Genomic DNA, 20984 nt, shown 5'->3' on the forward strand with positions numbered 1-20984 from the left:
CAACGTGCCTCGGCGGACGCTCGACTCACTGGTGACCCAGGTTGCCTCCGAGTTGATGGGTGTCGACGCCACCACCATGGTGGCGGCGAGCGAGCGCGTGCTGTCCTGGCTGGTCGAGCACTTCGACGTGGATTTCAGCTACCTGCGGCACACCGATCGTGAGAAGCGCGCGTCGATACTGATCGCCGAATGGCCGCACCGCGCCGTGTCGGTGGAACCGGATCCTCTGCGGGTCATTCACTTCGAGACGGCCGACTCCGCGTTCGCGATGAGCGAGAACCAGCTCGACGTCATGATCGTGCGCCCCAGCCACCCGTTCGACGACTATCAGGACACGATCGCGCGGTCCTCCGGCATCGCCAATGTGTCCACGGCGGCGGTACCGCTGGTCTCGCGCGGCGAATCGACCGGGCTGCTGGGATTCATCAAGCAGGGGGACCGGGAATGGTCCACCCGCGAGATCAATGTGCTGAAGGCGATCGCCGCGCTCTTCGCACAACTACAGGCTCGCGTGGTGGCCGAAGACCGCCTGCGCTACATCGCCATGCACGACGACCTCACCGGCCTGGCGAACCGGCGGGCGCTGCTCGAGCATATGGAGGAGCGGTTGCGGCCCGGGAATCTGGGGCCGGTGGCGGCGTTCTTCCTCGATCTGGATCGGTTGAAGGCGCTCAACGACTTTCTCGGGCATACGGCGGGGGACAACTTCATTCGGACGCTGTCGGCACGACTACGCGAGAATCTGGATCCGGCGGATATGATCGCCCGGCTCGGGGGTGACGAGTTCGTGATCGTGCCGGCCAAGCCGATGGACGCGGTGGCGGCGGAGAGTGAGGCGGCGCGGATTCGGCAGCTCATCGGGCGGCGGGTCACCGTGGGTGGGGAATCGGTGAGTCGGGGAGCGAGTGTTGGTGTGGCCGTGGGGATTCCGGGGGAGACCACGGTGGCGGATGTGCTGCGGCGGGCCGACCACGCACTGTTGTCGGCGAAGTCGAGCGGGGGCAACGGGGTCGCGGTGTTCACCGACGCCATGCGGGCGCAGTTCGAACTCCAGGACGATGTGGAATTGAATCTGCGCGGGGCGGTGGCGGACGGGTCGCTGCTGCTGCACTATCAGCCCGAGGTGGATCTGCGGACGGGGCGGGTGGTGGCGCTGGAGGCGCTGGTGCGCTGGCAGCATCCGACCCGGGGGCTGCTACCGCCGGGGGCGTTCGTGGGGGTCGCGGAGGCCACCAACCTCGCGGGTGAGTTGGGGCGCTGGGTGATTCGCTCGGCCTGTGAACAGTTCGCGAAATGGCGGCGGCGGGGGCTGGCGTCGAATGTGGTTATTCGCATCAATGTGTCGCCGGTGCAGTTGGTGAGTCTCGACTTCGTCGAGACCATGGAGGATATTCTGCGGCGTTTCGGCATCGACGGCTCGTCGGTCTGCCTGGAGATCACCGAACATGTTGTGGTGCAAGACCTCGCGCGCACCCAGGTGACGCTGCGCGGGCTCAAGCGGATGGGCGTGCAGATCGCCATCGACGATTTCGGCACCGGCTACTCCTCGCTGTCGCACCTCAAGGCGCTGCCGGTGGACGCGGTGAAGATCGACCGGGGTTTCGTGCAGCGGCTGGGCGCCAGCGCCGACGACCTGGCGATTGTGAAATCCATTGTGGGGCTTGCTGGTTCGTTCGGTCTCGGCGTCGTCGGCGAGGGTGTGGAGACGACCGTGGCGGCCCGCACGCTCGTGGCACTGGGCTGCTATCGCGCCCAGGGATTCCTCATCGCGCGTCCCATGCCCGCCGAGGAGGTGGAGGCGCATCTGGCGGCCGGGCGGATCGCGTTGGATCTCGACCTGCCGGGGTCCGCGCCGCGCTAGGTACCTGGACGGCCGTCCGGTTGTTGAAATCGACGCGACCCCGGAAATAGGGGCGTTGTCATGGGACTTTCCAATGGCGAACAACTCTGTTCGCGGGTAGCGTGCCCCTGCGACAGGGCTGTCAACTTCGAGGGATGGATCAGCGTGCGTGGTCGTAAGCTCAGCGGCAAGAAGACTGTGATTACCGGCGCGGCGAGCGGTATCGGCCGGGCCACCGCTCTGGCGGCGGCGCGGAAGGGGGCGCGGCTGGTCCTCACCGATGTGAATGAGCAGGGCCTCGCCGAGGTCGTGGACCAGGTGCGCGCCGAAGGCGGGGTGGTCGAGAACTCGCGCGCACTGGATGTCAGCGACTACGAGGCCGTGACCGGGTGGGCCGAGCAGGTGCACGAGCAGCTCGGCTCCGTCGATGTGGTCATGAACATCGCGGGCGTATCCACCTGGGGCACCGTGGAGAACCTGGAGCATCGGCACTGGAAGCGCATGGTGGACGTGAACCTCATGGGCCCCATCCACGTGATCGAGAACTTCGTGCCCCCCATGATCGAGGCCGGACGCGGGGGCGCGCTGGTGAACGTGTCCTCGGCGGCCGGACTGCTGGCCTTCCCGTGGCACGCCGCCTACAGCGCCAGCAAGTTCGGGCTGCGGGGGGTGTCGGAGGTACTGCGGTTCGATCTGGAGCGCCACGGCATCGCGGTGCACCTGGTGGTGCCGGGCGCGGTGGACACACCCCTGGTGCACACCGTGGACATCGTCGGCGCGGATCGCGACGATCCGCGAATCCAGGCGTGGATCAAGCGGTTTCGGCGGCACGCCAAGCAGCCCGAGCAGGTGGCCGACATCATGGTGCGGGCGGTGGAGAAGGGCACCTACCTGGTGCACACCCAGTTCGACATCCGCTTCGGCTACTGGTGGGCGCGGAAGTTCGCCTGGCCCTACGAATTCGTCATGCGCCGGGCCAACGACCTGTTCACGACGTTTCTGCCGAAGGTGTAGTGCATTCCGGACGCGGCTCGGCGCAGTGGTCCGCGGCGTGGATGTCGAGGACGCGGGCACCGGGCCCCTCGTCGCCGAGGTGGTCGTGCGCGTTGACGATCTTGCAGGTGCCCAGTGACAGGCAGCCGCAGCCGATGCAGCCGGTGAGATTGTCGCGCAGCGCGATCAACTGTGCGATGCGGTCGTCCAGGTCGGCGCGCCACGCGGTGGACAGGGTCTCCCAGTCCCGGCGTGTCGGGGTACGGCCGTCGGGCAGGTTGTCGAGCGCCTTGCGGATCTCCGCCAGCGGGATGCCCACCTGCTGGGAGATGCGGATGAAGGCCACGCGACGCAGCGTCTCACGCGGGTAGCGGCGCTGATTGCCGCTGGTCCGACGGCTGTGCAGCAGCCCCTCGCGCTCGTAGAAGTGCAGGGCGGAGACCGCCACGCCGCTGCGTTCGGAGAGTTGTCCGGGCGTCAGTTCCTTCGCCTGCCATGACGCGTGTTGCATACCTGAACAGTACTCGAGGTTGACCGGCGCTCTCGCGCGGGCCGCGCGGCACCCGTGCTCTGGATGCGATGCGGCTGTCGTCCGCGGTGCGGCACCGTGTGCTCGCGTGCGATGCGGCTGGTGGGCTCCGCTTCTCGCGGCTCGGTGCGGCTACCGCGGGCCCGGCTTGCGGGCGGGCCGAAGCCGGCGTGCGGCGGTGGTGCGAGCGGGTACGGACAGCCACGCGTGCGGCGGCGCGAGCCCCGTGCGACGACCAATTCCCTGCCTTCGGCGCGAATGCGAACTACCGTCGTGTCATGGGAACTGAGGCTGCGCCCGCCGCGCGACCGTTTTCCGTGACCTCCGAGGTCGGCGCGCTGCGCACGGTGCTGCTGCATCGGCCGGGCGACGAGTTGCGGCGATTGACGCCGCGCAACAACGACCAGCTGCTCTTCGACGCCATCCCGTGGGTGGAGCGGGCGCAGCAGGAGCACGACGCCTTCGCCGACGTCCTGCGCGGGCGCGGGGTGGAGGTGCTGCTGCTGGCCGATCTGCTCACCGAGACCCTGCGGGTGAGCGGCGCGGCGCGGATCCAGGGCATCTCCGGCGCGGTGGACGCGCGGCGGCTCGGGCATGTGCTCGCCGATGAGCTGGCCGCCTACCTGCGCACCGTGCCCGCGCCCGAGCTGGCCCAGATCCTCATGGCCGGAATGACTTTCGACGAACTGCCGTTCGGGCCGGACGCCACCTCGCTGGTGCGGCGCATGCACCACGGGCACGACTTCGTCATCGACCCGCTGCCGAATCTGCTGTTCACCCGCGATTCCTCGTTCTGGGTGGGCCGCCGCTTCGCCATCACCTCGCTGGCCATGCCCGCGCGGGTGCGCGAGACCTCGCTCACCGACCTCATCTACGCCTTCCACCCGCGCTTCCTGCACGTGCGCCGCGCCTACGAATCGCACACCGCCCCCATCGAAGGCGGCGACGTACTGCTGCTGTCACCCGGCGTGGTGGCGGTCGGGGTGGGGGAGCGCACCTCCCCGGCGGGCGCGGAGGCCCTGGCGCGCAGCCTCTTCGAGGACGACCTCGCCCATACCGTGCTCGTGGTGCCGATCGCCCAGACCCGTGCCACCATGCATCTGGACACGGTGTGCACCATGGTCGACGTGGACGCGGTGGTGATGTACCCGGCGGTGCAGGACTCCCTGTGCGCCTTCGCCATTCGCAAGACCGACGGCGGCGGTGTGAGCATCGGCGGCCCCGACCCCTTCCTGCGGGTGGCGGCCGACGCCATGGGAATCGGCAAACTGCGGGTCGTGGACACCGGTCTGGACGGTGTCACCGCCGAACGCGAACAGTGGGACGACGGCAACAACACGCTCGCGCTCGCGCCCGGTGTCGTCGTCGCCTACGAGCGCAATGAGATGACCAACGCGCGGCTCGCGGACGCGGGCATCGAGGTATTGCAGATTCCGGGGTCGGAACTGGGTTCCGGTCGCGGCGGTCCACGCTGCCTGTCCTGTCCGCTGTCGCGTGAGGAGGTGTGAGAAGACCATGCTGGACATCCCGGTCGACCACCACTCGACGGTGCCGCCCTACGAACAGCTGCGGCAGGGCGTCATCGCCCGGGTGCGATCCGGTGAGCTGGCCGCCGGGACCAAGATCCCCACCGTGCGCGCGCTGGCCGCCCAGTTGCGGCTGGCCCCGAACACGGTGGCGCGGGCCTACCGCGAGTTGGAACAGGACGGTGTGCTCGAAACCCGGGGCAGGCTGGGCTCGTTCATCGCCTCCTCGGGCGACCCGACCAGCGATACCGCGGGCCGCGCCGCCACCGAGTACGTGAGCGTGATCCGCCGCCTCGGCCTGGACGACGAGGCGGCGGTGCGCTATCTGCGGGCCGCGCTGGGGGAATCCGACCCCGGTTGACCGGGCGCTACCGCCAGCTCGGCAGCCACAGGTGGTCGTGCCAGTTGCCGATCGTGATCGGATAGGCCGTGAGAATCGGCCACAGCCAGATGAAGTTCGCGATCACCAACGCCAGATACAGGCAGACGATGAGCAGGCCCAACCCCTGCCGCTCACTGGTCGGCGTGAACCGCTGCCACTCCAGCGCGCCCGATAGCCGTCGCCCGCTCGGCGCGGCGTGCCCGAGAATGTCGCCGAGCACCAGGGCCACGGCCATGGCCAGGAACGGGGCCAGCGGCACCGCGTAGAAGAAGTACATCTGCCGGTCCAGCGACAGGAACCAGGGCAGCAGGCCCGCGCCGTAGCCCACCAGCACCGCCGCGTACCGCCAGTCGCGCCGCACCAGCGTCCGCCACAGTGCCCAGCCCAGCACGGGCAGTGCCACCCACCACAGGGCGGGCGTGCCGATCAGCATGATGGCCTTCACGCACTGTGAGCTGCCGCAGCCGGTGACGCCGGAGTCGGCGTAGTAGTAGAGCATCGGGCGCAGGCCCATCGGCCAGGTCCACGGTTTCGATTCCCACGGATGGTGATTGCCCGCCGAATTGGTGAGTCCCTCGTGGAAGCGCAGCACCTCCGCCGAATAGAACCAGAGCGAGCGCAGCGCGTCGGGCACCCAGGCGAACAGGCCGTCGCTGCCGAGTTTGGGACTGCCGACCACCCAGCGGTCGTAGGTGGTCTCGCCGCCGAACCAGGCCCACCAGGTGGCGAGGTAGACCAGCACCGGGACGACCACCAGGGCGTAGGCGGTGGGGACGAGATCGCGCACCGCGGTGCCCTGCCAGGGCAGGCGCACCCGGTAACCGCGCCGGGCGGCGAGGTCGAAGGCCAGGCTGAGCAGGGTGAAGGCCGCCACGAAGTACAGTCCCGACCATTTGGTTCCACAGGCCAGGCCGAGCAGCACGCCCGCGCCGAAACGCCACCAGCGCACCCCGAAGCGGGGACCGTACGGGCTGTCCCCGATCCGGCCCTCCCGGTGCACCCTGGCCATGCGGGCGCGCATCTCGTCGCGATCCACGATCAGACAGCCGAACGCGGCGACCACGAACAGCGCCTGGAAGATGTCCAGCATGCCGATGCGCGAGGACACGAAGGTGACCCCGTCGGCGATCAGCAGAATGCCCGCGAACGCGCCCACCAGCGTGGAACGCGTCATCCGCCGCACGATGCGGATCACCAGCAGCACCAGCACGGTGCCGCAGACGGCGGCCGTGAACCGCCACCCCCAGCCGTTGTAACCGAAGATGGCCTCGCCGATGGCGATCATCTGCTTGCCGACCGGCGGATGCACGACGAGCCCGTATCCGGGATTGTCCTCGACCCCGCCGCCGGTCAGCACCTGCCAGCCCTGCGGCGCGTAATGCTTCTCGTCGAACACCGGTGTCTTGCCGTCGGTCGGATACCCCAGCATGAGGAACCGGGTGAACCCCGCGATGGCGGTGAGCACGAGCGTGACCACCCACCCGCGTACCCGATCGGTGGGCCCGATCTCCAGCGACGGTGTGAGCGGTGCCGGGCTGGACGTCGCCACCCCATTGTCCGGGGCGGACGGTCGAGTATCGGTCACCTGGGTCACGACCCGATGGTATGCGGTGCGCCGGTGGCGGGGCGCGGCCGGTGAGTTCGGGCGCGAGCCTCCGGCCTGAGCATGCAGCGCGCTCGTGTGTGGACGCCGGGATCGCGTGGGCAGCCGTCGCTGGCTCGTGCGCGGCGGGTACCCGAGCTTGTGGCTGCCTGTATGTCCGGTGCGTTCGAAGGCTCGGGGCGGGGAGCGAGCGGGGCACCCATGCAGGGATGCCGGGGAGCCGACTGGCCGAGGTGCGGGGACCGGTGTGCGGGAAGACCGTGGCGAAACGAACGCTGGGCGCGACCAGGGTGCCCGGATACCGCGCGACCGAGGTCTGGGAAAGCGGGGACCGGGGTGCGGCAGCGCCGGGGCACCGAGGATCGGGGTGCCGTAGGAGCGGCGGGTGCATGCCGGTAATCGAGGATGTCGCGCACCGGTGGCGAGAGTGCGCCGGTCGCGACCCGGCACGATGCGGGTGTGTCGGCTTCGGCGGCGTCCGTATGCTGGGCGCGGCGGACGGGCGCATTCGGCCGTGTCGCTGTCGGAGCCGCCGCGGTCTGTCGTTCGGGCCGCGTGGCTCCTGCGTCGTACCCGGCGAGCGAGCGTCGCGGGTGGTTGTACGCGGCTTTCGAGACGATGACGAGGAGCGGTGAGCGATATGGGTGAGGCGTCGGGGCGGCTGGTGCTGGCCGCTACGCCGATGGGGGATGTCGGTGACGCCTCGCAGCGGTTGCGGGATGCGCTGGGCGCGGCCGATATCGTCGCGGCGGAGGACACCCGGCGCACGCGGTCGCTGGCCAGGGCGCTCGGAATCGAGATCGCGGGGCGGGTGGTGAGTTTCTACGATCACGTCGAGACCGCCCGGATTCCCATGCTGCTGGCGGAGATCGAGTCCGGTCGCACGGTGCTGCTGGTCACCGACGCGGGTATGCCGTCGGTCAGCGACCCCGGCTACCGCATGGTCGCCGCCTGCGTCGAGCGCGAGCTTCCGATCACCTGCCTGCCCGGCCCGTCGGCCGTGACCACCGCCCTGGCCCTGTCCGGCCTGCCGGTCGAGCGGTTCTGCTTCGACGGTTTCCCGCCGCGCAAATCCGGCCAGCGCAAGGAATGGCTGCGCACACTGGCCGCCGAACCCCGCGCCTGCGTGTTCTTCGAAGCCCCGCACCGCCTGGCCGACTGTCTGGCCGACGCGGTGGAAATCCTTGGGCCCCAACGCCGCGCGGCCGTCTGCCGCGAACTCACCAAAACCTACGAGGAGGTCGTCCGCGGCACCCTGGCCGAACTGGCCGCCTGGGCCGTCGACGGCGCGCGCGGCGAGATCACCGTCGTTCTGGAAGGCGCACAACCGGTTTCGGCCGCCCCCGAAGACCTGGTCGAGCGCGTGGAGGGCCTGGCAGCCAAGGGACTGCGACTCAAGGACGCCTGCGCCGAGGTAGCCGCCACCACGGGCGCGTCCCGCAAGGAACTCTACGACGCCGTACTGGCCGCCCGTTCGGCCGAATAGGTCTGTTGAACCGGCTCTGCCGGGGCGGTGGCGGTGGTCGATTCCGGCGGCTTCGGCGGGCGGCGGCCGGGCATCCACCAGTTGGCCTCGCCCATGAGTTTCACCAGGGCGGGGACCAGGAGCATGCGGACCAGGGTGGCGTCGATGATCAGCGCGATGACCATGCCGAGGCCGAGGAAGCGCATGGGGGTCAGGGGGGAGATGGTGAACGCGCCCGTGATGAGGACGAGCAGGGTCGCGGCGGCGGTGATCACCCGCGCGGTCTGCACGGTGCCGGTGCGGACCGCCGCGGTGGTGTCGGCTCCGGCGTCGTGGGCCTCCTTCATGCGGGACAGCAGGAACACCTCGTAGTCGGTGGACAGGCCGAAGACCACGGCGATGATGAGCACCATCATCCCGCCGGAGAGCGGGCCGGGGCTGACGCCGAGCACATCCGCCAGATGGCCCTGGTCGAAGATCCAGGTCAGGATGCCGAAGGTGGCGGCGAGGCTGAGGAAGGCCATGAGGACGGCCTTGAGCGGGAGCACCACGGAGCGGAAGGCCAGCAGCAGCACCAGCAGGGTGGCGGCGACCATGACCACGAGCATCAGCGGCATGGCGTCGAGGACGCCGGTGACGCTGTCCACGGTGGCGGCGCTCGCACCGCCCACCCGCAGCTCCACACCGTCGAGGCGCAGCGCCCGAATGTCTTTCACGATCTCCTGGGCGTCCGGTGAGCGATCGGGCGCGGCCAGGGCCGCGTGCAGGACGGCGGCACCGTCTCGTGTGCCCAGGGAAAGCACCTGGCGCACACCGGGTACCGCCCCGATCTCGCGCAGCCCCGCGGAGATGTCGGAGCCGGCGGGTGCGGTTCCGTCGGCGCGGGTGAGCAGTACGGTGGCGCCGCTGTTGGCGGCGGCGAAGTCGGCGCTCAATTCCTCGACGGCGATCCGCTTCTCATTGCCGGGCGGCAGCGCGGTGTGGTCGACATCGCCCAACCGCACCCCGGTCAGCGGCGCGGCGAGCACCAGCAGCAGTCCGCCCACGGCGATGGCGACCGTACCGGGCCGCCGCATGACCGCGGTGACCACGCGGCCCCAGAACCGTTGTGCCCGTTCCTCGGCGCGCTCGTAGGCGTCCGCCCGCCAGCTCCACCGGCGAATCCGCGGTCCGAGCAGCATGAGCGCGGCGGGCAGCGCGCTGACCGACAGCAGCGCGGCCAGCGCCACCGCCGCGATCGCCCCGAACCCCAGCGAGCGCAGCACCGCCTGCGGGAAGACGAAGGTGCCCGCGAAGGCGCACATGAGCAGCAGCGCCGAGAAGGTCACGGTCCGTCCGGCGGTGAGCAGCGCCCGCGTCACCGCCTCGTCCACGGCGCGGCCCTGCCCGAGTTCCTCCCGGAATCGTCCGACCACGAAAAGCCCGTAGTCGATGGCCAATCCGAGCCCCAGCAGCGACACCACGTTCATGGCGAACACGCTGACCTCGGTGACGTGGGCGATGAGCCCCACCGCGCCCAGCGCCCCGATCACGGCCAGCGTGCCCACCGCCACCGGCAGCAGCGCCGCCACGATGCCGCCGAACACCAGCACCAGCACCACGGCCGTGAGCGGAATCGAAATCGCCTCCGCGACGATGAGATCGCGCCGCGACTGCTGGCTGATCTCATCGGCCAGGGCGCTGTATCCGGTCAGCTGGGTGCGGATGCCCGGCACCTCGAGTTCGGCCGCGATCTCCGGGTACACCGCGATCCGCCGATTGTCGTCCCCGGCGGCGAATACCACGGCCAGGGCGCGCTGCCCGTCGGGTGAGCGCAGATACTGCTGTCGCGCACTGTTCCAGTAGGTTTCGACCGGGCGGTCGAGCAGTGCCGGGTCGATCCGCTGGACCGCCTGCTGAATCCGGGGACCGATGTCGTCGAGGGTCTGACCCTCGGGTGCGGTGTAGATGGCGATGATGTCCGGGTTCTGCGGGCCGAACCGCTCCGTCACCCAGCTGTCCACCGCGGTGGACTCACTGCCGGGGTCCTGGAATCCGGCCGCGCTGACCTTCTCGGCCAGCCCGGCGGCGAAGATTCCGGACAGCAGTGCGAACAGCACGGCGGCGGCCAGCACCAGTCGCGGCCGGGCCACCACCATCCGCGCCCACCGCGTCATGAGGCCGCCGAATCCGTCTGCGCGAATTCGCTTTCCAGCGTGTGAACGATCTTGTCCAACAGCGCCTCGAGGCGCTCCGGAATGCCCCGCCCGCTGCGCGCCGACACCGAGAGTTCGGTGCGCCCGTCGCCCTCGGTCATACCGAACAGCAGCGGCATGGCCACACTGTGCTGCGGCAGCACCCGCACGGCGGTCGGACGGAAGCCGGGCACCGCGAGTTCGTCGAAGTCGTAGCGTCCCATATGGGAGACGGTGGCCGAGGCGAGGTTGTAGCCCCACCGGGAGCCGACGAAGTTCAGCGTCCGCAGCAGCGAACGCCCCACGGCAGGAGGCAGTTTAGTGAGCCCGCTGTTGTCCATCTGATTGAGCTCGCGGCCCTCGCGCAGCCCGGCCTTCTTCATCTCGTTGAGCTGAGCCACCGTGGCGACGCCGCGCACATCGAGGAACAGCGGCAGCGCGAGATTGGCGGTGGAGCGCAGCTCCGGATCATGGCGGCGCAGATCGACCGGAATCATGATGCGCGAGCGCGGTCCACCCCACTCGGTGAGGATGGCGGCGACCCGCTCCAGCGCGCGCGGTCCGGTGGCGTTGATGGTGCGGCAGCGCAGCAGATGACGATGCTCACCCGGCTCCTGCCGTCCGTGACCGACCGCCGAACGGAAGCTCGGGTTCATGAGCGTCGGCCGCCCCGGCGCGCCGACCTTGCGCACCAGTTCGGCGTCGGCGATGGGATCGGCCGCGCCCACCGGCTCCTGCCCGCGCAGCACCCGCAGCACATCGGTGACGAACATGATCATGCCCATGCCGTCCATCACCCCGTGGAACACCCGGAAGACGACGGTGGTCGGCGCGGCCGTCAGCAGCAGCACCTCCACCGTCGATTCCGGTGTGGGGCCGATCGGGCTGGTGAGCACCGGATCCGCCTCCAGCTCCGGGAACCGCAGCGCGTGGTCGACCACCCGCACCGCGGGCGCGATGCCGCTGTCCACCCAGTACTTTCCGTCTCGTATCAGCCGCGCGCCCGGATTGGCCTGCGCCGCCGTGGCCACCGCGCGCCGCAGCTCGTCGGCGTCGAGGGTGCCGGTGCCCTCGATCGCCAGCTGCATGAGGAACGGCGGAGCCAGATCCCGCATCGGGAAGTAGATGAGCTCGGTGGGGGAGATGGGTCGGCGGAAACCGGTGTCGTTGCTCATGGCCTGCTCTCAATCACCGAATGTTCTTGGTCAATTCCTCGACGCCGCCCTGGGTTTCGAGCCAGGCCAGCAGTTCGCGCAGCCCCTGCGCCCGGTCCACGACCGGCACGTACCCGAAATCGCGGGCCGCCGCCGAGGTGTCGTAGGTGGCGGTGCGGGTCATCAGCGCCACCACGTAGCGCGACAGCGGCGGCGACCAGCGGGTGGCGACGGCCGGTACCCGCCAGATGGTTTCGATGACCGACACCACGGCGTCGAGCACCCGCCGGTTCGGCTGCCGGCTCGGCCGCTCGTAGCCGAGGTCGGTGGCGACCTCGCCGAGGAAGCCCCACACGTCGGTCTGCTCGGCATCGGCGACGAAATACGCCTTCCCGCCGACCCGGTCGGACGCGGCGGCCTTGACGCTGGCCTCCACGATGTTCTCGACGTGACACAGCGAGGCGAAAACCTGTTTGCCGTAGGACAGATCCGGCAGCGAACCCTCGGCCGCCTTGCCCAGCAGCCGCACGATCGGCCCGCTGCGGTCGCCCGCGCCCCAGATGGCGCGCGGGCGCAGCGCGCAGGTGGTGAAGGTTTCCGAATTCGCCGACAGCACGGCGCGTTCGGCGGCGGCCTTGGTCTCGGAGTAGAGGTTCAGGTAGCGGCTCGGGTAGGGCACCGATTCGTCGATCGAGACTTGATCGCCGCCGTCGCGGTCCATGAGCGCACTGGGACTGGAGATGAAGACGAAGCGGGAAGCCCCGTTGCGCCGCGCGGCGGCCAGCAGTTGCACGGTGGCGCTGACGTTCTCGGCCCAGAACTGCTGCCGGGTGCCACGCTCGTCGACCCGCGCCGCGCTGTGGAATACCACGTCGACGCCCTTGGTGGCCTCGTCGAGCGATCCGGCGTCGGTGAGATCGCCGGTGACGATCTCGATGCGGTCGATGACGTCGGCGAGGTCACGCAGGTTGCTGGTGGGCCGCGCCAGAATCGCCACGTCGTAGTCGCCGTCGCGGACCAGGCGCCGCACGATGGCGCCGCCGAGGAATCCGGACGCGCCCGTCACGAGTGCTTTCACGCCGCCACCTCCTGTGTCTTCCACCAGGTGAGCCCGAAGATCTGGGTCAGCACGGCGGTTTCGACCGGTGACGTGCCGCTGCCCTCGGCGGCGCGCAGCGCGGCCGGGATCTGGGCCGCGTGCACCACGACGCTGAGGAAGGCGTCGATCCAGAAGACGGCGCGCAGCAGCCGATTGGCCGGGGCGCGACCGGTCAGCGCGGCGATCAGGCCGACCGCCAGGTACAGCCAGCCCAGGATCGGGACCGCGCGCAGTGCGAGAACCTTCATTACCTCTCCGTCCCTAGTTGCCGCTGCGCCCAGATCGCCAGCTGCTCGCGGCCGATCTTGGCATTGTGCCGAATATCCACCGGGAACTTCGGGTGGAACAGGAAGCGGGAAACCTTTGCGGTGACTTCGAATTCGGCGGCACGCTGGCGCAGGGCCACGGCGACGGCGTCGACGTCGGCACCCGGCTCGGCCTCCACGCACAGCACCGGTGTCTGCCCGCCGCGCGGTCCGACCCCGACCAGCGCCGTGCGGGCCACGCCCGGCACCGTATTGAAGACCTGTTCGACCTGCACGGTGAACATGGGTCCGTCGGCGGTGTGCACGCGCTGGCTCTTGCGGCCGCAGAACCAGATTCGGCCCTCGGCGTCGATCCAGGCCAGATCGCCGGTGCGGTGCCAGACGGTGTCGCCGTCGTGGATCTTGCCCGCCGTATTGGCCTCGGGCGGCCAGAAGTAGCGGGTGCTCACATTCGGCCCGGAGACCACGAGTTCGCCGATTCCATTGGTGGCGTACAGCTCCGAGGACAGCTCCTCCACCCGATCCCAGGTGGGTAGCGGGTCGTCGGTGATCGCGACCACCCGGGCGCGCACCCGGTCGCTGGGGTGGCCGATGCAGGTGCCCTCGCCGCGCTGCGCCCGCTCCACCAAACCGTCGAACAGCTCCCGCGATTCGATGGTGGACATGGGCAGCGCCTCGGTGGAGCCGTAACCCGCGTGGATCTCGGCGTCCGCGGCGAGCACCTTTCGCAGGCCCGCGATGCACCAGTTCGGCACCGGCGCACCACCGGAGTAGATGCTGTGCAGGCTGGGCACCGCCGCCCCGGTGTGCTCCAGGTGCCGCAGCAGCGGGATCAGCACGGCCGGGGAGGCGAACATGGTCTTCACGCCGAACCGGTTGACCGCATCCACCACGTGCGCCGGATCGGTGGACCCGACCTGGCTGGGAATCAGTGGCGGCAGCACACAGCGCGCGCCGAGCAGCAGGTCCAGGATGCCGACCAGCGGCAGGGTGATGAGCGAGGTGTCCGGGGGGACGTGGCCGCGCGCGGCGTGCACCTGCTCGACCATGGCCGAGAGATTTCCGTGCGTCATCTCGACGGCTTTGGCCGGTCCGGTGCTGCCGGTGGTGTAGGCGATGAGCAGCAGCTCGTCATCGGGAGCGGGTTCGCGCTGCCGCAGGGTTCCGGTCGGTCGGGTGCCCCAGCTGGCGAGGGTGGGGCCGCGCCAGAACCAGCGCCTGCCGACCGTTACCGTCACCCGCACGCCGCGGAAGTAGTTGCGGAACAGCACCCGGGCCGCGTGCGCGGGCGGGATGCCGATGAACGCCTCGGCATCGGCGGCGCGCAGGCAGCGCAGCATCTTGCGCAGGCCCATGCCCGGGTCGATGGCCACGGGTACCGCGCCGATCTTCAACAGCCCCAGCATGATCGCGTACAGCTCGGGGCTGGGTAGCACCAGCACGATGGTGCGGGTGCCGCGCCCGACACCGGCCGCGCTCAACCGTTCGGCGATGGCGTCGGACCAGGCGTCGAGTTCGCGATAGGTGAGGTACCGGTAGTCCGGCAGCCCGGACGGGTTCGTGCCACCCGGGAAGATCACGGCCTCGCGATCCGGCTGGTCGGCCACGACCGCCCGGAAGCGGTCGATGGCCTTCCAATAGGTGCCCGCCGTCACGCGGCGGCCCCGGCGAGGGCGGGCAGGCGGTAGAGCACCGCGGCGGCGGCCGGACCGGCGCCGGCGGCCACGAAGAGCACCTGACGGTACGCCGACAGCGAATCGTCTTGTGCGGCGGCGTCATAGGCCAGCGGCAGCGCGGCGGTGTGCGGATCGCCCTGGGACAGGTCTGGGGTCCGCACCGCCTCGGGGGCGATGCCCATTTCGGCGGCCAGCCGGGCCGGGAACGCCGCGCTCGGCGTGGAGGCGATCACCGCCGTATCGGCCGGATCGATGTCACCCGCCTCGTCGAGCGCGGCCCGCGCTGCCCGCAAGGCGACCGCGAGCAGCCGGTCCTCGGCGTCGGCGTCGCGCTCCACGGTCATCAGACCGCGGCCCACGGTGCCCATGGTGGCGACGTCGACATAGGACTCGACGGCGGGAGTGCCCGCACCCGAGACCGTGTGCACCCGGCCGAAACCTTCCGGCTCGTCGGTGAATTCCAGCAACAGTGCGGCACCCGCGGTGGCGTAGGGGAATTCGTCGTCGGCGGCCGACCGCGTCAGCGACGGGTGGGTGTCGCCGGAGACCACCAGCACGTGTTCGGCACTGCCGGTGGCCAGTACCGACTGGGCCACCTGCACCCCGTTGAGCACGCCGACCGCGCCGTTCATGAGGTCGAAGGAGAACGACCGGGGGTCCTCCTTGGCGTAGTCGAGCCCGATCCCGGCGGCCTTCTGAATGAGCGCCGAGACAGCGGGTTCGACGGTGTTGGAGTCGCGGAACACGCCGGTGTTGATCAGCACCCCCACCTGGTCGGGCCGCACACCGGCCCGCTCCAGGCTCTGCCGCGCCGCGCGGGCGCTGTGCTCGACGATGCTGAAAGTGTCGGTGTCCCGGCTGGTTCCGGTGGATTTGATGCGCACGCCCATAGCAGATTCAGACCTTCAGCGAAGAAATCGTGGTGGACAGGAATCCGGCGACCACGCCGGAGGCGGCCGGGACCATGAGCAGCTTGGCTCCGGCCGGAATGGCCTGCTGGCTCAGCTGGTCGTGCAGCACGATGAAATGTGAAGTGGTGGAGGTGTTTCCGTACTTGTGGATGACATTCAGATCCGGCGGCATCGGGACGCCGAACTCCCGTGCGGCGATGGCGTTGATGAACGGCACCGCGCCCGCGCCGAACTGGTGGTGGATCATGTAGTCGAACTTCTCGTCCGCGAAGGTGGTGCCCTGCTTGTCCAGGTAACCGCTCTGCGTATCGGTCCACAGCAGGAAGCGCGACTCGTTGTGCATCTTCCGGTTGTCGGTGTAGAGCGCCACACCCTGTGACTTGTCACTGGGCATGCCCAGGCACAGGTGCGAGTACTCCGAGGCCGTGGTCAGCTCGATGTAGTGGATCTTGTCGGCGTCGTCGACTGCCTCATCCAGTACGACGGCCGCCCCGGAATCGCCCACGGTGAGTGAGGCGAATTGCAGATCGTATTTCTCGGAGATTTCTTCGACGGCGGTTTCCGCAATGGGGGTGATGGCCTCGCCGCTGACCACGATTCCGCGCCGCACCGCACCCGAGCGAATCATTCGATCCAGAATGTAGGTGCCGGTGAGCATACCCGCGCAGGCATTCGACAGATCGAAGGTGATGACATCTTCACGCGCGCCGATGGCGCGGCCGATCGCACCTGCGAAGGAGGGCTCCATATACATCTTGGTGCCGTCCTTGGACCGCGTGATCGAGGTGGAGATGATCACGTCCAGATCCGAGGCCGCATACTGTGACCTGGACAGACAGTCCTCCACCGCATTCATGGCGAGAGTGAAGGAATCTTCGACGTTCCCGGGTTCGGTGGAGCGGAAACGCCGCTCCTGGACACCCGTGATCTTTTCGAGATCGAAGCCGGGTGCGGTTTTCAATTGCGATACGAGTTCTTCGGTGGTGACTCGTTTGGACGGCAGATATGCGCCGATCGCCTCGAATCGTGAATACGGCACGGGGACTCCTCGGAAGTAGGGAGCAATTCATTCGATAGCGGGGACGCATGGAAGGCTACCCGAGGGTAACTTCGTCTGCGACATCGTCGATCGAGGCCAACTGTCTGAGACATTTGGGTTTGTCACAATTTCTGTAACCGAAAGTCTCACGAACTGCATGAGATTCGGCTATCAGTGCTTCACCTCGGGTGAGCAGGTGATCTTGGTGTCGGCGCGGTCTCGGGGCCAACCGTCGGTTACCCGGGGAAATCTGTGCGAACGACCAGTCTTGATTATCGGACTGACGGTTTCGCTGTGAGAGACTTCACCGCCTCCGGACCCCCGAACGCAGAGCGGCCGGGCACGATTTCTCGTACCCGGCCAGCGGTGAGCAAACTGTCTGGGCGACAGCCCTTTTCGAGCGATTACGCCTTGGGCTCCACGAACTTCGGGAAGACCACCTCCGGCGCGGGCAGCGCGATGCCCGGCTGGATCGGCGTGGCGATATCGGCGAAGGTGCGGCCGGTCTGACCCAGCAGGTCCAGGATCTTGTTCGCCGAACCCGGAATCACCGGCTGCACCAGGATCGAGACGATGCGCAGCACCTCCATGGTCACGTAGAGGATGGTGCCCTCCCGTGCGGTGCCCTCCGGCGTACCGGCCTTGGCCAGCGTCCACGGGGCCTGCGCGGAGAAGTAGCGGTTGGTCTCGCCGAGCATCAGCCACAGCTGTTCCAGGCCGAGGTGGATCTGCTGCTGGTCGAATTCGGCGCGCACCTTCTCCAGCAGCCCGTTCGCCCGGTCCAGCAGTGCCCGGTCGTCCTCGGTGAACTCACCGGGCGTCGGCGCCACGGGACCGAAGTCGCGGGCGACCATCTTCAGGCAGCGCTGCGCCAGGTTGCCGTACTCGTTGGCCAGGTCGGTATTGATGCGCCCGACGATGGCCTCGTGGCTGTAGGAGCCGTCCTGTCCGTAGGAGATCTCACGCAGCAGGAAGAAGCGCACGGCGTCGAGGCCGTAGGTGTCGACGAGTTCCATCGGATCGACCACATTGCCGACCGACTTCGACATCTTCTCGCCCTTGTTGTACAGGAACCCGTGCACGAACACGCGTTTCGGCAACTCGATACCGGCCGACATCAGGAAGGCGGGCCAGTACACGCAGTGGAAGCGGGTGATGTCCTTGCCGATGATGTGCAGATCGGCGGGCCAGAACTTCTGGAACGCGGCGGAATCGGTATTCGGGAAGCCCGCGCCGGTGAGGTAGTTGGTGAGCGCGTCCACCCACACGTACATGACGTGCTCCGGATCGCCCGGCACCGGCACCCCCCAGTCGAAGGTGGTGCGGGAGATGGACAGATCCTTCAGCCCGGCCTTGACGTAGGAGACGATCTCGTTGCGCCGGGTGGCGGGCGCGATGAAGTCCGGCCGCGTCTCGTACAGCTCGAGCAGCCGGTCCTGGTAGTTGGACAGCCGGAAGAAGTAGTTCGACTCCTCGGTCCACTCCACCGGCGTCCTGGTCTCGGTGGAGACCCGGGTGCCGTCGTCGAGGACGGTGGTCTCCTCCTCGGTGTAGAACGCCTCGTCGCGCACCGAGTACCAGCCCGAATAGGTGTCGAGGTAGATGTCGCCATTGGCGGCCATCCGCTCCCAGATGGCGATGGAGGCGGCGTGGTGGTCCTCGTCGGTGGTGCGGATGAACCGGTCGAAGGAGACGTCGAGGGCCTTGTCCATCCGCTCGAACACGTCCGAGTTGCCCGCCGCGTACTCGCGCTCGGGCACGCCCGCGGCCTTGGCGGCCTGCTGCACCTTCTGGCCGTGCTCGTCGGTGCCGGTCATGAAGAACACGTCGAAACCGTCGAGCCGCTTGAAGCGAGCCAGGGCATCGGACGAGATGTACTCGTACGCGTGCCCGATGTGCGGCGCACCGTTCGGGTAGGCGATGGCCGTGGTGATGTAGAAGGCCGGTGCTGAGGCGCCAGGGGTGGCTGTGCGGTCGGATGCGCTCATGGTGTGTCCTACTGTAATCGGCGTGCCTGCTGTCGCTCCCCTCAATATCCCTGTAAGCGGTGGTGTCGATGAGTAAGAAGCGACCCGCGCCGGAACCGCCCGAACCGCTGTCCCCGCTCGTGGACGCGCACACCCATCTGGACGCCTGCGGCGCGAGCGACGCGGAATCGGTTGCCGCCATTGTGGATCGGGCCCAGGCGGTGGGCGTCGGACAGGTGGTGACGATCGCCGACGACCTGGAGGCCGCCCGTTTCGCGGTGCGCGCCGCGCACTGGGATCAGCGGGTCCACGCGGCCGTCGCACTGCATCCGACCCGGGCCAACGCCCTCGACGACGCGGCCAAGGCCGAGTTGGAGAAGTTGGCCGCCGATCCGCGCGTGGTGGCCGTCGGCGAGACCGGACTCGACTACTACTGGCCGGGCAAGCTGGAGGGCTGCGCCGATATCGAGGAGCAGGTCGAGGGCTTCCGCTGGCATATCGACCTGGCCAAACGGCTGGGCAAACCGCTCATGATCCACAACCGGGAAGCCGACCATGATCTGCTCGCCGTCCTGCTGGACGAGGGCGCGCCGGACACGGTGATCTTCCATTGCTTCTCCTCCGACGCGAACATGGCCATCGCGTGCGTGGAGGAGGGCTACTACCTGAGTTTCTCCGGAACGGTGAGTTTCAAGAATGCCCACGAATTGCGGGAGGCCGCGAAACTGGTGCCGGAGGATCGGATTCTGGTCGAAACGGACGCGCCCTTCCTGACTCCGCATCCCTTCCGTGGCGCGCCGAACGAGCCGTACTGCCTGCCGTACACGGTGCGGGCGCTGGCCGAACTCCGCGAACAGGATCCGGTGCGGCTGGCCAAGATCACCACGGCGAATGCGCGGCTGGTCTACGGAATCTGAACTCGCACGATTTCTGCGAGAAAGTCACGGGTTGCGAACTTTCCACCCGTGAGTCGCGCGGTGTGGCTTCGCTCACTATGATCTAGCCGAATCGTGACCAACCAGCGCTTCGATATCGGGTCGTTATTCTGAAACGCCCCGGTACGCGTGGAGTGGTTGTCAATTCATGACCCCCTCGTTATCGTACTGTGACCATGCCGGGATTTCCGATGAACGCTCTGACGAAGATCAACTCGTCGCGCTCGCCGTTGCTGTACGGCGCCATCGCGGCGATGCTCGTCACGCTCGTCGTCGGCGCCGGGCTGGCCATCGTGAACCACAAGACGGTGACCGTCGTGGTCGACGGGCAGAAATACCTCCAGAGCACCATGTACCGCGATGTGCGCGGGGTGCTGAAGGCGGCCGGATTCTCGGTCGACGACAAGGACGATGTCAGCCCGGCCGCGAACGCCACCGTCGCCGACGGTGCCACCATCACCCTCAACCGCGCCCGCGAGGTCGCGCTGACCGTCGACGGTCAGCAGCAGAAGGTGTGGACCACCGCGCTCACCGTCGCCGAGGCGCTGGTGAAGCTGAGCCTGCCCAGCGATGTGTTCACCTCCCCGGCCCGGCCCACGCCGCTGCCGCTCGAGGGTGGGCAGCTACTGGTGACCAGCCCGCGCACGCTGGAACTCTCCGACAACGGCCGCCCGCCGACCCTGGTGCGGCTGGCCGCGCCGACCGTCGGCGAGCTGCTGAAGGTGCAGGGCCGCCCGCTGGTGAATCAGGACACCGTGGAGCCCGCCGCCGACACTCCGCTCACCGACGGCATGAAGATCGTCGTCACCCGTCGCGTGATCGAGAACCGCACCGAGCGAATCCCTTTGGATCCGCCGGAGAACATCATCGAGGATCCGGAGCTGAACATGAGCCGGACCGTGGTGGAGAATCCGGGTAAGCCGGGCGTGCACGACGCGACCTTCGCCGTCTCCATCGTGAACGGTCAGGAGGCGGGCCGGGAACTCATCGACTCGACCGTCATCGTCCCCGCCGAGCCGAAGACCATCCGCAAGGGCGCCAAGCCGGGCACCGAGGTGCCGCCGGTCAAGGACGGCGCCATCTGGGACGCGTTGGCCCAGTGCGAATCCGGCGGCAACTGGGCCATCAATACCGGCAACGGCTACTACGGCGGCATCCAGTTCGACGCGAACACCTGGGCCCGGCAGGGCGGACTGCGCTACGCGCCCCGTGCCGACCTGGCCACCCGCGAGGAGCAGATCGCCATCGCCGAGGTGACCCGGCAGCGGCAGGGCTGGGGAGCCTGGCCCGCCTGCACCAGCCGCCTGGGTCTGAGCTGAGCTGGGCCACCCGCGTCGGCAATTCCCATCGCCCGCGCGGGCATCTGCCCGCATGACCGAAGCGGCCTGTCGCGTATACGACCTGCTCGGGCTGCCGCATCGCCCG

At 68.7% G+C, this 20984-nt stretch carries 17 protein-coding genes; 7 read left to right on the forward strand and 10 right to left on the reverse strand.

What is annotated here, in order from left to right; all coding sequences use genetic code 11:
• Nucleotides 1–55 precede the first annotated feature (55 nt).
• Complete coding sequence (locus FOH10_RS01590) at nucleotides 56–1861, forward strand: putative bifunctional diguanylate cyclase/phosphodiesterase (RefSeq protein WP_244962029.1); 1806 nt, start codon at nucleotides 56–58, stop codon at nucleotides 1859–1861.
• A 144-nt stretch (nucleotides 1862–2005) separates the two neighbouring features.
• Nucleotides 2006–2854, forward strand: coding sequence for an SDR family oxidoreductase (locus tag FOH10_RS01595; RefSeq protein WP_143979346.1), 849 nt, complete (start codon nucleotides 2006–2008; stop codon nucleotides 2852–2854).
• Here FOH10_RS01595 and soxR read toward each other — a convergent pair.
• On the reverse strand, nucleotides 2829–3344 hold the full coding sequence (soxR, locus tag FOH10_RS01600; RefSeq protein WP_143979347.1) for a redox-sensitive transcriptional activator SoxR: 516 nt from the start codon (nucleotides 3342–3344) through the stop codon (nucleotides 2829–2831). The two genes, FOH10_RS01595 and soxR, sit on opposite strands and share 26 nt — an antisense overlap.
• Before the next feature lie 296 nt (nucleotides 3345–3640).
• Here soxR and arcA point away from each other — a divergent pair, with 296 nt between their 5' ends.
• A complete protein-coding gene (arcA, locus tag FOH10_RS01605) occupies nucleotides 3641–4870 on the forward strand; it encodes an arginine deiminase (protein WP_051037704.1) in 1230 nt (409 codons plus the stop codon).
• Nucleotides 4871–4877: 7 nt separating this feature from the next.
• Nucleotides 4878–5249, forward strand: a complete 372-nt coding sequence (locus FOH10_RS01610) for a GntR family transcriptional regulator (RefSeq protein ID WP_039817128.1) — start codon at nucleotides 4878–4880, stop codon at nucleotides 5247–5249.
• A 7-nt stretch (nucleotides 5250–5256) separates the two neighbouring features.
• Here FOH10_RS01610 and FOH10_RS01615 read toward each other — a convergent pair whose 3' ends face one another.
• Nucleotides 5257–6864 carry a dolichyl-phosphate-mannose--protein mannosyltransferase gene (locus FOH10_RS01615; protein ID WP_143979348.1) on the reverse strand — a complete coding sequence of 536 codons (1608 nt, stop codon included), beginning with the start codon at nucleotides 6862–6864 and terminating at the stop codon, nucleotides 5257–5259.
• A 649-nt stretch (nucleotides 6865–7513) separates the two neighbouring features.
• Here FOH10_RS01615 and rsmI point away from each other — a divergent pair.
• Nucleotides 7514–8359 carry a 16S rRNA (cytidine(1402)-2'-O)-methyltransferase gene (gene rsmI / locus FOH10_RS01620; RefSeq protein ID WP_143983796.1) on the forward strand — a complete coding sequence of 282 codons (846 nt, stop codon included), beginning with the start codon at nucleotides 7514–7516 and terminating at the stop codon, nucleotides 8357–8359.
• Here the strand turns inward: rsmI and FOH10_RS01625 are convergent.
• The 8 genes from FOH10_RS01625 to metG all read right to left on the reverse strand — a co-directional run bounded on the left by FOH10_RS01625 (nucleotide 8323) and on the right by metG (nucleotide 18645).
• On the reverse strand, nucleotides 8323–10494 hold the full coding sequence (locus FOH10_RS01625) for an MMPL family transporter (protein ID WP_143979349.1): 2172 nt from the start codon (nucleotides 10492–10494) through the stop codon (nucleotides 8323–8325). The two genes, rsmI and FOH10_RS01625, sit on opposite strands and share 37 nt — an antisense overlap.
• On the reverse strand, nucleotides 10491–11687 hold the full coding sequence (locus FOH10_RS01630) for a peptide synthetase (RefSeq protein ID WP_143979350.1): 1197 nt from the start codon (nucleotides 11685–11687) through the stop codon (nucleotides 10491–10493). Before FOH10_RS01630 ends, FOH10_RS01625 begins: the two co-directional genes overlap by 4 nt.
• 13 nt (nucleotides 11688–11700) lie before the next feature.
• The gene (locus tag FOH10_RS01635) at nucleotides 11701–12744 is read right to left on the reverse strand and encodes an NAD-dependent epimerase/dehydratase family protein (RefSeq protein WP_143979351.1); all 1044 of its coding nucleotides are present in this window, start codon (nucleotides 12742–12744) and stop codon (nucleotides 11701–11703) included.
• A complete protein-coding gene (locus FOH10_RS01640) occupies nucleotides 12741–13013 on the reverse strand; it encodes a hypothetical protein (protein WP_143979352.1) in 273 nt (90 codons plus the stop codon). Before FOH10_RS01640 ends, FOH10_RS01635 begins: the two co-directional genes overlap by 4 nt.
• On the reverse strand, nucleotides 13013–14686 hold the full coding sequence (locus FOH10_RS01645; RefSeq protein WP_143979353.1) for a fatty acid CoA ligase family protein: 1674 nt from the start codon (nucleotides 14684–14686) through the stop codon (nucleotides 13013–13015). Before FOH10_RS01645 ends, FOH10_RS01640 begins: the two co-directional genes overlap by 1 nt.
• Entirely contained in the window at nucleotides 14683–15597 is a 915-nt protein-coding gene (locus FOH10_RS01650) for a hypothetical protein (RefSeq protein ID WP_143979354.1), read from the reverse strand. The genes FOH10_RS01645 and FOH10_RS01650 overlap by 4 nt, the downstream gene beginning before the upstream one ends.
• Before the next feature lie 7 nt (nucleotides 15598–15604).
• Nucleotides 15605–16657, reverse strand: coding sequence for a 3-oxoacyl-ACP synthase III family protein (locus FOH10_RS01655; RefSeq protein WP_039817114.1), 1053 nt, complete (start codon nucleotides 16655–16657; stop codon nucleotides 15605–15607).
• Between the two features lie 404 nt (nucleotides 16658–17061).
• Nucleotides 17062–18645: a methionine--tRNA ligase gene (gene metG / locus FOH10_RS01660; protein ID WP_143979355.1), complete on the reverse strand. Its 1584-nt coding sequence runs from the start codon at nucleotides 18643–18645 to the stop codon at nucleotides 17062–17064.
• 68 nt (nucleotides 18646–18713) lie between these two features.
• Here metG and FOH10_RS01665 point away from each other — a divergent pair, with 68 nt between their 5' ends.
• Both FOH10_RS01665 and FOH10_RS01670 read left to right on the forward strand, forming a co-directional pair.
• A complete protein-coding gene (locus FOH10_RS01665) occupies nucleotides 18714–19541 on the forward strand; it encodes a TatD family hydrolase (RefSeq protein ID WP_143979356.1) in 828 nt (275 codons plus the stop codon).
• 209 nt (nucleotides 19542–19750) lie between these two features.
• On the forward strand, nucleotides 19751–20878 hold the full coding sequence (locus FOH10_RS01670) for a resuscitation-promoting factor (protein ID WP_039817233.1): 1128 nt from the start codon (nucleotides 19751–19753) through the stop codon (nucleotides 20876–20878).
• Nucleotides 20879–20984 lie beyond the last annotated feature (106 nt).

It is taken from the genome of Nocardia otitidiscaviarum (genome assembly GCF_007362295.1).
Classification (GTDB): Bacteria; Actinomycetota; Actinomycetes; order Mycobacteriales; family Mycobacteriaceae; genus Nocardia; species Nocardia otitidiscaviarum.

Bases quoted from the DNA above. Each gene is read 5' to 3' on its own strand.
- FOH10_RS01590 (WP_244962029.1), top strand. From the start codon at position 56: ATGGGTGTCGACGCCACCACCATGGTGGCGGCGAGCGAGCGCGTGCTG.
- soxR (WP_143979347.1), bottom strand. From the start codon at position 3,344: ATGCAACACGCGTCATGGCAGGCGAAGGAACTGACGCCCGGACAACTC.
- arcA (WP_051037704.1), top strand. From the start codon at position 3,641: ATGGGAACTGAGGCTGCGCCCGCCGCGCGACCGTTTTCCGTGACCTCC.
- FOH10_RS01610 (WP_039817128.1), top strand. From the start codon at position 4,878: ATGCTGGACATCCCGGTCGACCACCACTCGACGGTGCCGCCCTACGAA.
- rsmI (WP_143983796.1), top strand. From the start codon at position 7,514: ATGGGTGAGGCGTCGGGGCGGCTGGTGCTGGCCGCTACGCCGATGGGG.
- FOH10_RS01625 (WP_143979349.1), bottom strand. From the start codon at position 10,494: ATGACGCGGTGGGCGCGGATGGTGGTGGCCCGGCCGCGACTGGTGCTG.
- FOH10_RS01630 (WP_143979350.1), bottom strand. From the start codon at position 11,687: ATGAGCAACGACACCGGTTTCCGCCGACCCATCTCCCCCACCGAGCTC.
- FOH10_RS01640 (WP_143979352.1), bottom strand. From the start codon at position 13,013: ATGAAGGTTCTCGCACTGCGCGCGGTCCCGATCCTGGGCTGGCTGTAC.
- FOH10_RS01650 (WP_143979354.1), bottom strand. From the start codon at position 15,597: ATGGGCGTGCGCATCAAATCCACCGGAACCAGCCGGGACACCGACACT.
- metG (WP_143979355.1), bottom strand. From the start codon at position 18,645: ATGAGCGCATCCGACCGCACAGCCACCCCTGGCGCCTCAGCACCGGCC.
- FOH10_RS01665 (WP_143979356.1), top strand. From the start codon at position 18,714: ATGAGTAAGAAGCGACCCGCGCCGGAACCGCCCGAACCGCTGTCCCCG.
- FOH10_RS01670 (WP_039817233.1), top strand. From the start codon at position 19,751: ATGAACGCTCTGACGAAGATCAACTCGTCGCGCTCGCCGTTGCTGTAC.